Annotated in this window: 11 protein-coding genes; 4 read left to right on the top strand and 7 right to left on the bottom strand. The window is 39.6% G+C overall.

What is annotated here, in order from left to right:
* Positions 1-80: 80 nt before the first annotated feature.
* The 6 genes from JOC94_RS02525 to JOC94_RS02500 form a co-directional block, all read right to left on the bottom strand.
* A complete protein-coding gene (locus tag JOC94_RS02525; RefSeq protein WP_205178479.1) occupies positions 81-989 on the bottom strand; it encodes a F510_1955 family glycosylhydrolase in 909 nt (302 codons plus the stop codon).
* Positions 990-1,011: 22 nt separating this feature from the next.
* Positions 1,012-1,689: a response regulator transcription factor gene (locus JOC94_RS02520; RefSeq protein WP_205178477.1), complete on the bottom strand. Its 678-nt coding sequence runs from the start codon at positions 1,687-1,689 to the stop codon at positions 1,012-1,014.
* Positions 1,689-3,068, bottom strand: coding sequence for an ATP-binding protein (locus JOC94_RS02515; protein WP_339162421.1), 1,380 nt, complete (start codon positions 3,066-3,068; stop codon positions 1,689-1,691). Before JOC94_RS02515 ends, JOC94_RS02520 begins: the two co-directional genes overlap by 1 nt.
* Positions 3,069-3,767: 699 nt before the next feature.
* Entirely contained in the window at positions 3,768-4,214 is a 447-nt protein-coding gene (locus JOC94_RS02510; RefSeq protein WP_077110208.1) for a disulfide oxidoreductase, read from the bottom strand.
* Positions 4,207-4,881 (bottom strand): DsbA family protein, encoded by a 675-nt coding sequence (locus tag JOC94_RS02505; protein WP_205178473.1) that lies wholly within the window; start codon positions 4,879-4,881, stop codon positions 4,207-4,209. The genes JOC94_RS02510 and JOC94_RS02505 overlap by 8 nt, the downstream gene beginning before the upstream one ends.
* Positions 4,882-4,909: 28 nt before the next feature.
* Positions 4,910-5,950 carry an NAD(P)-binding domain-containing protein gene (locus JOC94_RS02500; RefSeq protein WP_205178532.1) on the bottom strand — a complete coding sequence of 347 codons (1,041 nt, stop codon included), beginning with the start codon at positions 5,948-5,950 and terminating at the stop codon, positions 4,910-4,912.
* 174 nt (positions 5,951-6,124) lie between these two features.
* Here JOC94_RS02500 and JOC94_RS02495 point away from each other — a divergent pair, with 174 nt between their 5' ends.
* Positions 6,125-6,496 (top strand): ArsR/SmtB family transcription factor, encoded by a 372-nt coding sequence (locus JOC94_RS02495; protein WP_408021896.1) that lies wholly within the window; start codon positions 6,125-6,127, stop codon positions 6,494-6,496.
* A gap of 341 nt (positions 6,497-6,837) precedes the next feature.
* On the opposite strand, the gene JOC94_RS02490 is transcribed toward JOC94_RS02495, so the two are convergent.
* Positions 6,838-7,782: a cation diffusion facilitator family transporter gene (locus JOC94_RS02490; protein WP_408021895.1), complete on the bottom strand. Its 945-nt coding sequence runs from the start codon at positions 7,780-7,782 to the stop codon at positions 6,838-6,840.
* 405 nt (positions 7,783-8,187) lie between these two features.
* On the opposite strand from JOC94_RS02490, the gene JOC94_RS02485 reads away from it, so the two are divergent.
* The 3 genes from JOC94_RS02485 to JOC94_RS02475 all read left to right on the top strand — a co-directional run bounded on the left by JOC94_RS02485 (position 8,188) and on the right by JOC94_RS02475 (position 13,399).
* Complete coding sequence (locus tag JOC94_RS02485) at positions 8,188-8,862, top strand: response regulator transcription factor (RefSeq protein WP_205178469.1); 675 nt, start codon at positions 8,188-8,190, stop codon at positions 8,860-8,862.
* On the top strand, positions 8,859-10,214 hold the full coding sequence (locus tag JOC94_RS02480; RefSeq protein WP_205178460.1) for a sensor histidine kinase: 1,356 nt from the start codon (positions 8,859-8,861) through the stop codon (positions 10,212-10,214). Before JOC94_RS02485 ends, JOC94_RS02480 begins: the two co-directional genes overlap by 4 nt.
* Before the next feature lie 104 nt (positions 10,215-10,318).
* The gene (locus JOC94_RS02475) at positions 10,319-13,399 is read left to right on the top strand and encodes an efflux RND transporter permease subunit (protein WP_205178458.1); all 3,081 of its coding nucleotides are present in this window, start codon (positions 10,319-10,321) and stop codon (positions 13,397-13,399) included.
* Positions 13,400-13,906 lie beyond the last annotated feature (507 nt).

Genomic DNA, 13,906 nt, shown 5'->3' with positions numbered 1-13,906 from the left:
AAATGTGAATGACGATATAGTTGTTTTTTCTGGGATGAACCAGCCAATAAAAAATCCCCCGTAGGGGGATGTTCCCTCTGTTATTCAAGTTTTCCTTCTTTGGAGACTTGTTTCCAATTATTCCCGGAATCGTTCGTGATATAAATATCGTTTGCGTATGTTATGATCGCCATTTGCTCAGGTTTTTCATGACTTGCTGCTATAAACATGATCGGGTTCTTATCGGAAATCTTGGGAATTTGTATTTCAGCGGCCTCTTTTTCATTGATATTTTGATGATACAGATGAATGCCTTTATCCTCTATAGTTGAGTAAATCATGGCATCTTTAAGCAAAAATACCGCCGGGACCATAAAGGTATCTGTCATCAGTTCAAAGTTGTTTCCGTTATCCTTAGATAGATACAGACCATCTCTCGTAGAAACGGCAATCATTTCTTTCTTTTTCGGGTGGGCAGAAATACTGCCAATCGAATCGGACTCTATCCCGGAAAATTTGCTGGATTCCCACGTTTTTCCTTCATCCCTTGTGTAATACATGCCCGTTTTAAGCTCCGAGTTGGACTCCTGATTAATGACATAGATCGTGTCGGAGTCATAACCGGCTGTCAAGTAGTGAAAGTCTGATTCGCCATAGAGGGCAAGCCGGTCAAGTGTTTTTCCTTTATCGGTACTTTTAATTAACCCGAGCGGATCTTTTAAGTTCGACCCTTCTGCCGGATGGCCACTTGAGTAAAAAGCATCTTTTGTCATGGTGAATCCCATATAATCATGATTATTTCCAGTCGTTGTATACCAGTTTTGCCCATCATGCTTTATAATTCCTTCATGGGTGGCAACATAAAGATCATTTTCCAAAAAGCCAGCGCCGTGAACATGGTCTATTTTTTTATCTGTTTTTTCATAGGTAAATTTTTTTTCAGTTTGTGAGCAACCCGTCATAATAATGAATGAGGAGATTGCAAGCACGGTGAGTTTTGTTAACTTCATTGTTTTTCCTCCTGGTGTACAGTCAGTCATTTTCCCATTTATAGCCCACCCCCCAAACGGTGGTAAGGTGGTTATCAATAGGAAAACCGGCATTTCTTAATTTATCCCGGATGTTACGTATATGGGAGTCAATTGTCCTGTCTTCCGTTCCCGCTTCCAGGCCCCAAATGATGGTGAGAAGCTGTTCCCTTGTAAATACGCGGTTTGGATATTTAAGTAATAAACCAATAAGGGAAAACTCTTTTGGTGTGACTTGGATGGGCTTATCCTTATAATTGATGGAGTAAGAGTCCGGATTCCAAATAAGGCCATTAAAACGGATGGTTGTATCTTCTTTATGTTTTGTTCGTCTAAAAATGGCTTCTATTCGGGCAAGGAGTTCACCTGAATCAAAGGGCTTTGTTATATAATCATCCGCTCCCACACTTAACCCTTTTACTACATCGGTTTTGTCCGTTCTGGCTGTCAGCATAATGATGGGAACGTCGGAGAACTCCCTGATTTTCTGACAAGTTTCCCAGCCGTCCATGTCAGGCATCATGACGTCAAGGATGACCAGTTCGCATGACTTTTTCGATAAATAGGCTAACGCCTCGGTGCCAGAGGATGCTGGAATACACTCAAACCCGGCCGGAGATAAATATAATGTGATTAATTTTCTCATCCGTTCTTCATCATCTACAATTAAAATTTTTCGCACTATGATGACTCACCTCTTGCTATTATCGTAATAGTGGTACCTTTATTCACTTCACTGGCAACTTCAATCTCCCAATGATGGGCATAAATCAACTCTTTCACAATAGCCAATCCAAGGCCTGTCCCTCCTAAGTCCCTGGAGCGTGATTTATCGACTCTGTAAAACCGTTCAAAAATAAAGGGTATATCTTTTTTCGGGATGCCTTTTCCCTCATCACGGATAGCAATCTTTACATCCCCGTTTTCGTGTACAACTTCCAAGGTTGTAATCGTTCCGTTGGGAGAATATTTTCTCGCATTATCCAACAAGTTGGTTAAGATTTGCTCGAAGCGGACGGGGTCTGCATAGATTTGAATATTTTCGGGACAAATGACCACTAATGTAATGTCAGCTTCATGGAAAGAGGGCAGTATTTTTTTCGTTATTTTTTTCAAAGCTTCGCTGACTGGGAACCATTCCTTATGAATTGTAAAAGCGTTGTTATCCAGTTGAGCCAACTCTATTAATTCAGTTACAAGGGTTGTTAGCTTTTCTGTTTCGTCCATTATGATGTTCAGGTAATGCTCCCTGTCCTGTTTGCTCAAGTTATCTCTTTTGGCGACATCTGCGTATCCTTTCATATAAGTTAAGGGTGTTCTCAGTTCATGGGAAATGCTAGACAAAAACTCATTCCGTTCTGTTTTAAGATGATTCAGTTCATCAGCAAGCCGTTGAATGGATCCCGCAAGTTCTCCCAGTTCATCATTGCTTTTATTATCTAACTGAATGGAAAAATTTCCCCGGCTTAACTTTTTAGTCGCTTCCTTCATTTTTATGAGCGGTTTTGCAATAAAACGCGAGAGAATCAGGATGATAATGGCTGTCACAATGGCGGTGGCGATTCCCGCAATGAGAAAATGTTTATTAAGTTGTTTCATTAATTGTTTTACTTGGCTTGTATCTTGGAACATGTATACATAACCAGTTTTTATCCCCGTTTCAAATGGGGTGACTGTGGCAATATAGGGCTTGGACTTCCAGTCATTTTCAATGATTTGTCCACTTCTGGGGATATCCTTTTTTTCTGCTTTGATTAACTGACGGATTTGATTCGTGATATCCGTGGAGGAAATGATTATTTTCCCTTGTTCATCGGTGATCACAACCTCGGTAACCGATTTTACTTCCATTAAAGCGATGTGGTGGATTGTTTCTTCATTGTAGTATGTTTCCAACACGTCACGATGATTGTTGCCCCGGTTTACAAGTGCAGAAAGCTCTTCTTCAATTCTTGAGTGGGCAATTTTTTGATGCAACAGAAAAAACAAGCAGACTTCCATTGTAAAGATCAAACAAAAAAAGAGAAGGCCGATTTTGATTGATATTTTCTTCAAATTCACACCACCTACTGGACATTTTACAAATAAGATATCGAGATTTTATGCAGAAACAAAGACGATTCAATCATTGACATACGAGATAACAATGGTCTAGGGCATTTCAAAGTTTGGAAAAGGGAGGTGTGATTTTAATTTTTCGTTAAATATCGCGCTAACATGATTATAGGATAGCGATATTGAATCATAATCACAAATACCGGTAACGGGCGAAGGATAAAACTCATATGTTTATCATGTTAAAGGACATCCCCATAAGGGATGTTAGAAAAACTGAAGAATATGTCGATCATGTGGGTTCTTCATCTTAAGAACAGGAGTCAGGCCATTGACAAAGGCATTCATATTCTCAAAGCATTATGTATCATATAAAGGAATGAGTGGGAAGAGGTAAAAATATGGATGGCTAAAATAGCAAAAGTCTCCAAATGAGCCCTTTCAATACACTCACTATTACGAGACTGGTTTATTTGGAGGGACTGTGATTTCAAGCTGAAAGCAGAAGTATAAGTAACATAAGGAATCGTTTTCGGATTCCTTATGCCTTCTGAGTATTTGATGTCAGTTTAATATTGTGAACAATATATCAATGCTACCCGGAAGAATCCGGGTAGAGCTGCTCTTGTTTCATGTATTTTAAACAAGGAGAGAGGGAGACAAGTGTTTGTTTAATGGCTTTTTTAAATCGTAACCAAGCACCTTTTATTTATTTTTTCCAAATGGCTTATACAATACGATCATTAAAATGGTGATGATTGTAAAAGCGGTCAAAGCCAAAAATGGAATCGTCACAAAACCAAACCAGTTAATATACTGCATATTACAAGGCACACCTTGTACACAGGGCTTAATGCTGGCAAATCCAGGGACTTTTTGAACCATGTAATGATATAAGGAAATGAAGCCCCCAGTGATGGAGAGCGGCAATACATACTTTTTCAACTTTTTATCATTGTCAAATGCCGCAATTCCAAGAATAATGGCCAAAGGATACATGAAAATTCGCTGAATCCAGCATAACTCACATGGTATGAATTCTTTTATTTCACTGAAGTACAGGCTCCCTAAAGTTGCAACAACAGAGACCACCCAGGCTGCGTAAAGAATATAGCCTTTTGAATGAGCGTCAGATGGATTAGATTTACTCATTCTTCTTTTCCAGTTCCTTTTCTATTAAGGATACAATTGCGTCATAGTCAAATGGGTCCTCCACCATAACACCATTTATGATGATTGTCGGTGTCAATTCAACGTTAAATTCTTTTACTAAATCATCATCCTTTTTCACTTCTTCTTTCGTGCCCTCCGTATTGATATCTTCCTCTAGCTGCTTGAGATCAATTTCAGGAGCGGTTTCTTTGGCGATTTCTACTAATTTTTCAGATGTTACCCATTGATTATCATGCTGTTGTGTTTCAGGCTGTTGAGCAAAAACAGCATTGTGAAAGGCCCAAAATGAATCGGGATCTTGTTTATATACCGACTCGGAAGCCAATGCTGCCAATGTAGATTCTTCTCCGTGAAATAAAACATTGATATAGGAAAAAGTGGCTTTCCCTGTTTGAATAAACTCTTTCTCTAATTGTGGGAATACTGTTTCTCCCCAAGCTTTACAAGAAGGACATTTATAATCGCCGAATTCCACAATTGAAACAGGCGCATCCGTTTTCCCCATTGTGGGCTGCTGTTCAATAGGAGGGTGCTCCGCTTTTTTATTGCTTTGCGTATCTTTATCTTGTTGGTTTACCAGAAAAACGATTGCCACCAGCAATGCGATAAAGCCTAAAGTGAATAAGACCAATTTCTTGCTGTTCATAAAATTTTTCACTCCATTCGATATTGTTTTAATCTCTTTTGTCAATGAGTTCGGCTATATACTGCGCATCCTTGCCAACACCCAGCAAGAGTGCTGAACCACGACAAGTTTGCCAGGGAAGCCCTAAAAAGTATAGGCCAGGTATGTTTGTTTCTCCTTTTGTTTGCAGGGGCATACCTTGCTGATCAAGAATCCCTTTGATGTTGATCCAGCTATAATCCGATTGAAATCCGGTTGCCCAAATGATGTTTTGCACATGTAAAATGGACTTGTCTTGAAACTGTACAGTTGTCCCTTCTCCGGAAATAGCCCTGCTTTTTAGGATCACTTTTCCCATTTCGATGGCCTTCTTTAATTCATATCCAAAAATAGGGTCCCCCTTGGCTCGCACCTTTCTTCCCAGCCATGAATCAGGGGCTGCTTTCGTGATTCCAAGCATGTCGAACCACCAAAATATGCTTTTATTGCCTATTTGATTAGGTAAAAATTGCAACTTATGGCCAATGGATAAATAGGTTTCCCGTTCTTCGGATAATTCGACGGCAATTTGGCCGCCGCTGCTGCCGCCGCCTACAACTAACACATTGCCTTTTCTAAGGTTGGCAGGGTTTTTGTATTCGGAAGAATGTAATTGTAATATATCAGTTGACAAGTTTTTTGTAAAAGCAGGTATATGCGGCTTCTGAAAAGGACCAGTCGCGACCACCACATTTTCAGCTTCGTAAATCTGCTTGTTTGTTTCTATCAAAAAGTGGTTGTTTTCCTTCCAAATGCGGGATACCTCTATGCCGGTTTGCACTGGAAGCTGAAATGTTTCACGGTAAGTGATTAAATAATCCGCTATTTCATCTTTTGTTGGATAATCATGTGGATTTCCTGCCAGCTTTAAACCAGGTAAGGAACTGTATTGTCTTGGTGTGAACAGTATTAAGGAATCATATCTTGACTTCCATGATGATCCTATTGCTTCAGACTTGTCTATAATTAGAAAAGATTGATCTAACTGTTTCAGATAATAGCCCATTACCAGCCCAGCCTGTCCAGCTCCTATTATAATAGTTTGATATATTTTCATTAACCGCCCTTTCCAATGATTGATGGAAATAAAACATCTAATCCATCAAATTTCATAGTTTGGGTTAATTGTAACAGTGTGCGCACCTCATTAAAATACTCATTTGAATATTATAATTGAAAATTATTTGAAGGAAACTTACACTATAATCGAATGGAGGGGGATTCAGTGATTGAAAAAACAATAAAAAATGTGCCTGATACGTGTGAAACTAGATGTTATCATCAAGATGTGGTAACTCGGGTGCAACAGAGGATAAATGAAGTGAATGGAGTTGAATTGCTTTTCAAGGCTTTAGCTGATGCGACACGTTTAAAAGTGGCATATGCTCTGACCCTCGAAGATGAACTATGTGTTTGTGATGTAGCCGAAATTATTGGCTCAACGACTGCAACAGCCTCACACCATTTGCGCTACCTTCGAAATATGGGACTTGCCAAATATCGCAAAGAAGGAAAATTGGTTTTTTATTCTTTGCTGGATGAGCATGTCCATCAGATTGTGAAAATAGCTCTTATCCATCATACGGAAGATAGGTAGACTTTTTGTATAGGTTACAATCCTCATCTCTAGAAACATCATACTCATAATTCCTATCACAAATCCATAGCTCGACTGTAACGCGAGCATATGGAGATTGAGAAAAAAAAGTGCACTTGCCAGTGTTATGCAAGATTCGTTGACTACTTGGGCTACGCCGTTTACACAATCAGGGGCGTAACATCTGGTGAACGAATCGCTCTAAAAATGAAGAACCTAGATACTAGTGGCATCCTAATCCAAAGTAACATCTGTCGAACGAATCGCTCTAGAAATTGCGCCCAGTCCATCATAAAGAGCCTTTTAACAAATGCATAGAAAAGGCTCTTTATAGAATTTTATTAATGATAGTGGTAATCTTCCATGGAACGGGAGCCTTTTTTATTTACCTGGATGGTTGAATGTTTGATATGAAAGTCATGTTGGAGAATCCGCTTCGCCTCCATTAAAACTTGATCGTGATCGGCTTGTGATTCCACAATTAAGTGGCAGCTTAATGCCGGATAACTAGATGTAATCGACCACACATGCAAATCATGTACTTCTTCCACTTGATTTACTTCGAGCAATGCCTTTTTAAGTTCAAGAACATCTATATTAGTTGGGGTCCCTTCCATTAAAATATGATAAGAATCTTTTGTAACACGCCATCCACTAATAATAATCAAGATGGCCACCAGGAGGCTTGCAATCGGATCGGCAAGGCCCCATCCAAAAAATATCATGAGCAGCGCCGCGACAATTGCGCCTACTGAACCCAACAAATCACCCAAGACATGCAGAAAAGCACTCCGAACATTTAAGTTCTCTTTTCTGTCACTCTTCATAAGAATGAGGGCAGCTATGATGTTTACAATTAATCCGATCGTTGCGATCATGAGCATTCCTGAGCTCATCACTTCAGGAGGATTCGAAAACCGCTGAAAAGCCTCATAAAATATGTAAATAGAGATGACAACTAATGTAAGACCATTTAAGAATGCCGCCAAAATCTCAAATCTCTTGTACCCAAATGTTTTCGTCAAAGTAGCTTGCTTCTCTCCAAACTTTATAGCAAGATAACTTAAACCAAGTGCCACTGCATCGCTGAGCATATGCCCCGCATCCGATAACAAAGCAAGACTGTTTGTATAAATTCCACCTATTACCTCGATAATCATATAGGTAGTAATGATCCAAAACGTCCATCCCAAAGCTTTTTTATTGCTAGGGCTATGTTGATGCTGGACTTGACCATCTCTGCTTTTCTGATTGCCGCTTTCACGAGCATTCTGAGAGTGTTGCAATTTTTTACCTCCTTCTAAATTTATATATTACCCTTCATTACAGCTATTATGCAGTCCATTATATATCTGTTTGTAAAAGATTGTTACAAAAATGCAAGTCACTGTCGATTGATTACACATAACACATCTCTTTATGCAAAAACTTTGATTTTTCAAAGCGATGGTCATGTATAAAATGGTAAGACCACTATTGTATGTTGGAATATGCTTAGACATTAACCATTAAGGCCTCTTCTCGCATCCTTCATTGTGATTGATGACGCCGCATTTACGGTTTATGCGATTAGAACATGACTGTTATACCAGAAAAAACAATCCCATTTGTGTATAAGTATCTGCTATAAAAATAGTATAATATGTGGGTGGAATCAGAAAACGAGAATACCAATTTAAGGATGATGGAAAGTGATTCGGATATTAGTAGCAGAAGATGACCCTCATATTCAGCGGCTCATGAAAGTCTACCTTGAGCCCGAAGGATTTCAGATTTTACAAGCCTTTGACGGTGAAGAAGCTTTGGATGTCATAGAGAACAATCAAATTGATTTAGTGATTCTTGATATTATGATGCCAAAGGTGGATGGTTTTGACGTATGTCAGGAAATCCGCCGATTTTCGACTGTGCCGATATTAATGGTCACTGCGAAAGGGGAGTCTAACGATAAGGTGAATGGTTTTCAAAGTGGAACGGATGATTATATCGTGAAGCCGTTTGACCCTGTTGAACTAGTATTACGCGTAAAAGCGCTACTGCGCCGCTACCGGATAGCCTATTCTTCGATCATTACGATCGGCCATTTGAAATTGGATGAACAAAAACAAACGGTGGAAATAGATGGTCAAATCATTATGTTGCCGCCTAAAGAGTTTCAGCTCTTTTTTAAATTGGCCAGTTATCCAGGAAACATCTTTACGAGAAGCCAGTTAATCGAACAAATTTGGGGAATTGACTACGAAGGCGATGAAAGGACGGTGGATGTTCATATCAAACGTATCCGTCAACGGTTTGAAAAATGGACGAACCAGTTCCAAATCTTGACAGTCCGCGGTTTAGGCTATCAATTGGAAGTGAAAAAATGAAGACATTATATACCCGGATTGTAATCGTCTATATCATTACAGTTATGATTAGTCTTGTCATCGGCTTTTTCACGCTTACTCTATTATATCGGGAAATCCTTGGGAGTGAGCAAGAAGAGATGTTTATTAAACAAGGAAAAGGCATTATTACGTTATTTAGAGAATTTGATGATATGTCAGAATTGAAGAATGTGGCAAATGAATTGTTGAAGCCTATGCTTATCGATTTCACTATATATGATTCGGAAGGAGCGCCGGAGGTTTTTGGAACAGTCAAAAGATCAATTTCAGAAGAGAGGATTCAACAAGTTTTAAAAGGAGGTGTCTATCGGGAAGAAGGGAGTGACCCGAATAATCCAATCGTCGGCCTTCCATTTCAAAAAGATGACAAACAATATGCATTATTTGTTTATGTCAGTGATAGCGATCTCAACAAGGATGCTTATCAAGTAATTATTTTGGGCTTTTTAAGCATATTGATTTCTGGCAGTATTTTAATTTTGATTGTCTCCCGCTTTATCGTCAAGCCATTAACAAAAATGACTCAAGTAACGCAAGAATTGTCCAAGGGGAATTTTGACATTCATCTCAATTGGAAACGAAAAGATGAAATCGGTGTGTTGGCAAGAAATTTTGACATCATGGCGGAAGATTTAAAGAAACTCGAACAAATGCGGAGAAACTTTATTTCAGATGTTTCCCATGAAATTCAATCTCCCCTTACTTCGATTCGCGGATTCTCCAGAGCGTTGCGGGAGAAAGACTTGCCTAGTGCGGAGCGTCTGGAATTTCTACAGATTATCGAATCGGAAAGTGAACGGCTCTCCCGCTTAAGTGGCCACTTGCTTCAACTGGCATCTTTGGAATCGGACCAACACACATTTGAACCGAAAGTTTTTTCCGTTGATGAACAAATCAGAGCGATTATTTTAAAGTTACAACCGGAGTGGTCGAAAAAAGACATACAATTTACTGTAGATTTGCCAAAAACGTATATTGTAGCAGACAAGGATTTACTGCACCAAGTTTGGCAAAATATCATATATAACAGCATTAAATATAATAAGGACGGAGGTACCATCGGGATTCGATTAACGAAAAAGACTCGTATGGCCATCGTTGAAATTGAAGACACCGGAATCGGTATAGCCGAGGAACATTTGAGAAATATTTTTGAGCGATTTTACAAAGCAGAACAGTCCCGGTCAAAGAAAAATGGCAGCGGGATCGGGCTTGCCATTGTAAAAAAAATCTTGGAATTACATCATGGTAATATTTACGTAAGAAGCAAGCTTGGAGAAGGAACCAAATTCATCATTACACTCCCCTTAAAAAACAAACCGAAAAGATAAAATGCAGATGTGGCCGCAAATTTCATTTTGCGGCCACTTTTGTTCATATACAGTTCATATTGCATTGTTATCGTTTGTTTGAAGTCATTATAGGGGGTAGAAAAGTGTCGAGAATCACACAATGGAGTCTAAAAAATGGGATAGCTGTATTTTTTCTTTGTATCCTCGTTTTGGGAGGAGGATTATTTTCAACAACGAAAATTCAAAAGGCGATCATGCCAGATCTCTCCTTTCCCACTTTATTTATTCAAATAGCAGTTCCCGGACAGTCTGCTGAAGAAACCCAGAAAAATATTACTGTGCCACTGGAAGAAAAAATATTGGCGGCAAATGAAGCGGAAAATGTCATTGCTTCAACTACAAGTAATATGGTCACGCTTGAAGTTCAATATCCCTTCGGGACTGATCTTGACAGGGTAAACAGTAAACTCGAAGCGATTGTGAACAGTGTTTCATTGCCTGAAAATGCCGATAGACAAGTTTTAACGATAGATCACTTGTTAAATAGTGTTTATCAAGTTGCAATAACAGGAGAAGACCGCGATAAACTTCAGAAAAAAATAACTGACACCATTATGCCCGAGCTCAAAAAAGTGAAAGGGGTAGCAGGTGTAGAGGTTACCGGACTCAGAGAAAATAGTTGGCAAATAGAATTACAGCAGGACAAAGCGTTGGAAAAAGGAATCAGCTTACAAGCTGTCCAGGAGGCGCTGCAAAGTAAAAATGCCGATGTGACAGTTGGAACGGTTGAAAATGATGGGAAAACAATACCCGTTGATATAAAAGGTACCATTCAATCCGTTGAAGATTTGAACAAACTGATCATTACCAGCCAACAACCAGATGCGGCAGCAAGTGTAAAATTATCTGATATTGCCACTATTAAACAAACGGAAAAAGAGCAAGAAATTTCTCGTTACAACGGAGAGCCGGCATTTGTTTTCAGTATTACAAAAGAGAAAGACGCCAACACGGTTGCTGTAACAGACAAAGTTGAAAGTATTTTTGATGAATATCAGAAAGAAGCGAAGTACGAAAAGTATCCTATTCTGAATTATGGCAAGGAAATTGATACGTCCATCTCCAAATTGGTAAAAGAAGGACTGTTTGGAGCATTATTTACGATCATCGTCATCGCCTTATTTTTACGAAGCTTCCGCGCGACGATTATTTCAATCATTTCCTTACCAGTATCCATTCTTGTTACGATCATGGCACTGGATTATATTGGCTATACGTTGAATGTTATGACCTTGGGGGGGCTTGCAGTCGCAATCGGACGAATTGTCGATGATAGTATTGTCGTCATAGAAAATATGTACCGTTGGCTGCAGGAAAAAGGCAGCACAATGAGCAGGAAAGAGATTGCCTTCAAAGCAACGAAAGAAGTCATGACTGCCGTTGCCTCATCCACTTTTATCACTTGTATTGTCTTTTTACCGGTTGCCTTTGTAGATGGGATGATTGGGGAGCAGTTCCGTCCGTTTGCTCTAGCCGTTGCGATTTCCATCTTAACTTCACTCTTTGTGGCGATTATGCTTATCCCCGTGTTAGGGAACGCCTTTTTCAAAAAAGTGAAGTCGAAAGAAAAAGAAGGCAGAATGGTGTTAGGATATGAAAAACTTCTTCGTCTTGCGATCAGAAGAAAAGGCGTGGTGATCATTCTTTCGATCCTATTGCTTGTCGGTTCAGTGTCATTAGTGCCACTCATGGGGTTTTCGCTCATTCCCGCGGGAAGTAGCACATCATTAAACATTAGTATGACGCTGCCCGCAGGGACAGAGCTGGAAGAAACAGACAAAATCGCCAAAAAAGTGGAAAACTATTTAGGTGAAAAGAAGGAAATTGATTATAGCAGTGCTGAAGTTGGTAAACCGGCTGATCCGATCTCATTCCAGCAAAAAGACAATGAAGCCGGCTTTATCGTGAAATTGAAAAAAGGCTATACAGCCGACGAAGAAATCAATTCATTAAAAAAGGAGCTATCCAAGCTTGTCAAAGCGGATGTTCCAGAGGCAGACATAAAGGTTGAAGAGTTATCACAAGCACAAGGGCCTTCGGGGAATATTGTGGCCATTGAATTGTATGGTGATGATCTCCAAACGTTGGAGAAGGCTTCAAAACAAGTGGAAAACTTATTGCAGCAAAACGATCAATTAAAAAATGTAAAAAATGAAATGAATGAAGCTCGGGAAAAATGGTCAATCTCTTTAAATGAGCAGGGAACAGAGTTAAACATTGATTCCAACCAATTAATGGGACTGATCAATGAACAGTTAAATGCTGTTGAATTAATGGATTACAAAATAAAAGATGAGAAAATCAATATTACGATCAATTACAATAAAAAAATAACGAGCAAATCGGGATTGGAAGATTTACAAGTTCCAACTCCAAGAGGTGTAAAGCCGCTGAAAGACGTGGCAGAAGTCGTTGAAATGAAGACACCTGTTGAGATTAACCGGGAGAACGGCAAAACGTTGGCAAAAGTAACCGCGGAAATAAAAGGGAATAGCATTTTAGCGGAGTCAAACAAAGTACAAAAAGATGTCGATGCATTGAAACTGCCTGAAGGAGTAAGCTTAAAAACAGGCGGGGCTAATGAAGAAATCACGAAGCAATATACCGATATGGGTGTATCGATGGTCATTGCGATCGTCCTGGTATTTTTAATCTTATGTATGACCTTTAATGGCTTGTTGACACCAATGGTCATCTTGACTTCCATTTTGTTCGTGCCAATCGGCTCATTTGGATTTTTGCTCATCGCCGGCCAACCGCTGTCTTTGAGTTCATTAATCGGGTTGTTAATGCTAATCGGGATCGTTGTGACGAATGCGGTTGTACTTTTGGACCGGGTTGAAAATAACCGTAAACGCGGAATGGAAGTAGAAGAAGCCATCGTGGAAGCAGGAAAAATTCGCTTAAGACCGATCGTCATGACTGCCGTTGCAACCATTTGCGCGTTAATACCGCTAGCGATATCAGCCGATGTGGAGTCAGTTTCTGCCGCCTTGATTTCAAAAGGATTGGCAATCACTGTTATAGGCGGCTTGACGACGTCGACATTGCTCACATTGGTCATAATCCCTGCGCTATATCGAGCGGTTGAAAGATTCCGCAGAAACAAAGGGAAATTTGAGGAGGATACTGGGCTAGAAGACAAAATAACGGAAAGTATGTAAGATGGATTTTTTTACAAAAGGTATTCGCTGCTCTTTTTAAGCGGGAAGTGATCAGAACATCACGCCTTTCCGTAAGGAAGTCAGTCCAGCCAGGCTGTCGAGTTTTTGCTCGACAGCCTTTTTTAGGTGAGTCGGTGATTTCCTTAATTCCTGAACAATTACTATCCGCTTTTTTCAACATTATTCGCAGCTCGTAACCAATACCACCACTTGAGGGTATTTTTTCGTAATACTCGCTGTTTGAGGGCTTTCACATTTTTTGTAATACTCACATCCGTGGATTAATCTCTTCACATTTATGGAAGCACCCTCTGCTAGAGGGTATTACTTTCTCCTTTTTCGTAATTCTCGCTGTTCGAGGGTACTACACTCTACTTTTTCGTAAACTCGCTGTTCGAGGGTACTACACTCTACTTTTTCATAATACTCGCTGTTCGAGGGCTACTACTCTTCACATTTTCGTAATACCCACCATTCGTGAGTCAATACTTTTCACCTTATTGAAAT

Origin of the sequence: Siminovitchia thermophila, from assembly GCF_016909185.1 — a bacterium.
Lineage (GTDB): Bacteria > Bacillota > Bacilli > Bacillales > Bacillaceae_C > Siminovitchia > Siminovitchia thermophila.
This window is presented reverse-complemented; position numbering and strand designations above follow the sequence as displayed.

Bases quoted from the DNA above. Each gene is read 5' to 3' on its own strand.
- JOC94_RS02510 (WP_077110208.1), bottom strand. From the start codon at position 4,214: ATGAGTAAATCTAATCCATCTGACGCTCATTCAAAAGGCTATATTCTT.
- JOC94_RS02525 (WP_205178479.1), bottom strand. From the start codon at position 989: ATGAAGTTAACAAAACTCACCGTGCTTGCAATCTCCTCATTCATTATT.
- JOC94_RS02505 (WP_205178473.1), bottom strand. From the start codon at position 4,881: ATGAACAGCAAGAAATTGGTCTTATTCACTTTAGGCTTTATCGCATTG.
- JOC94_RS02480 (WP_205178460.1), top strand. From the start codon at position 8,859: ATGAAGACATTATATACCCGGATTGTAATCGTCTATATCATTACAGTT.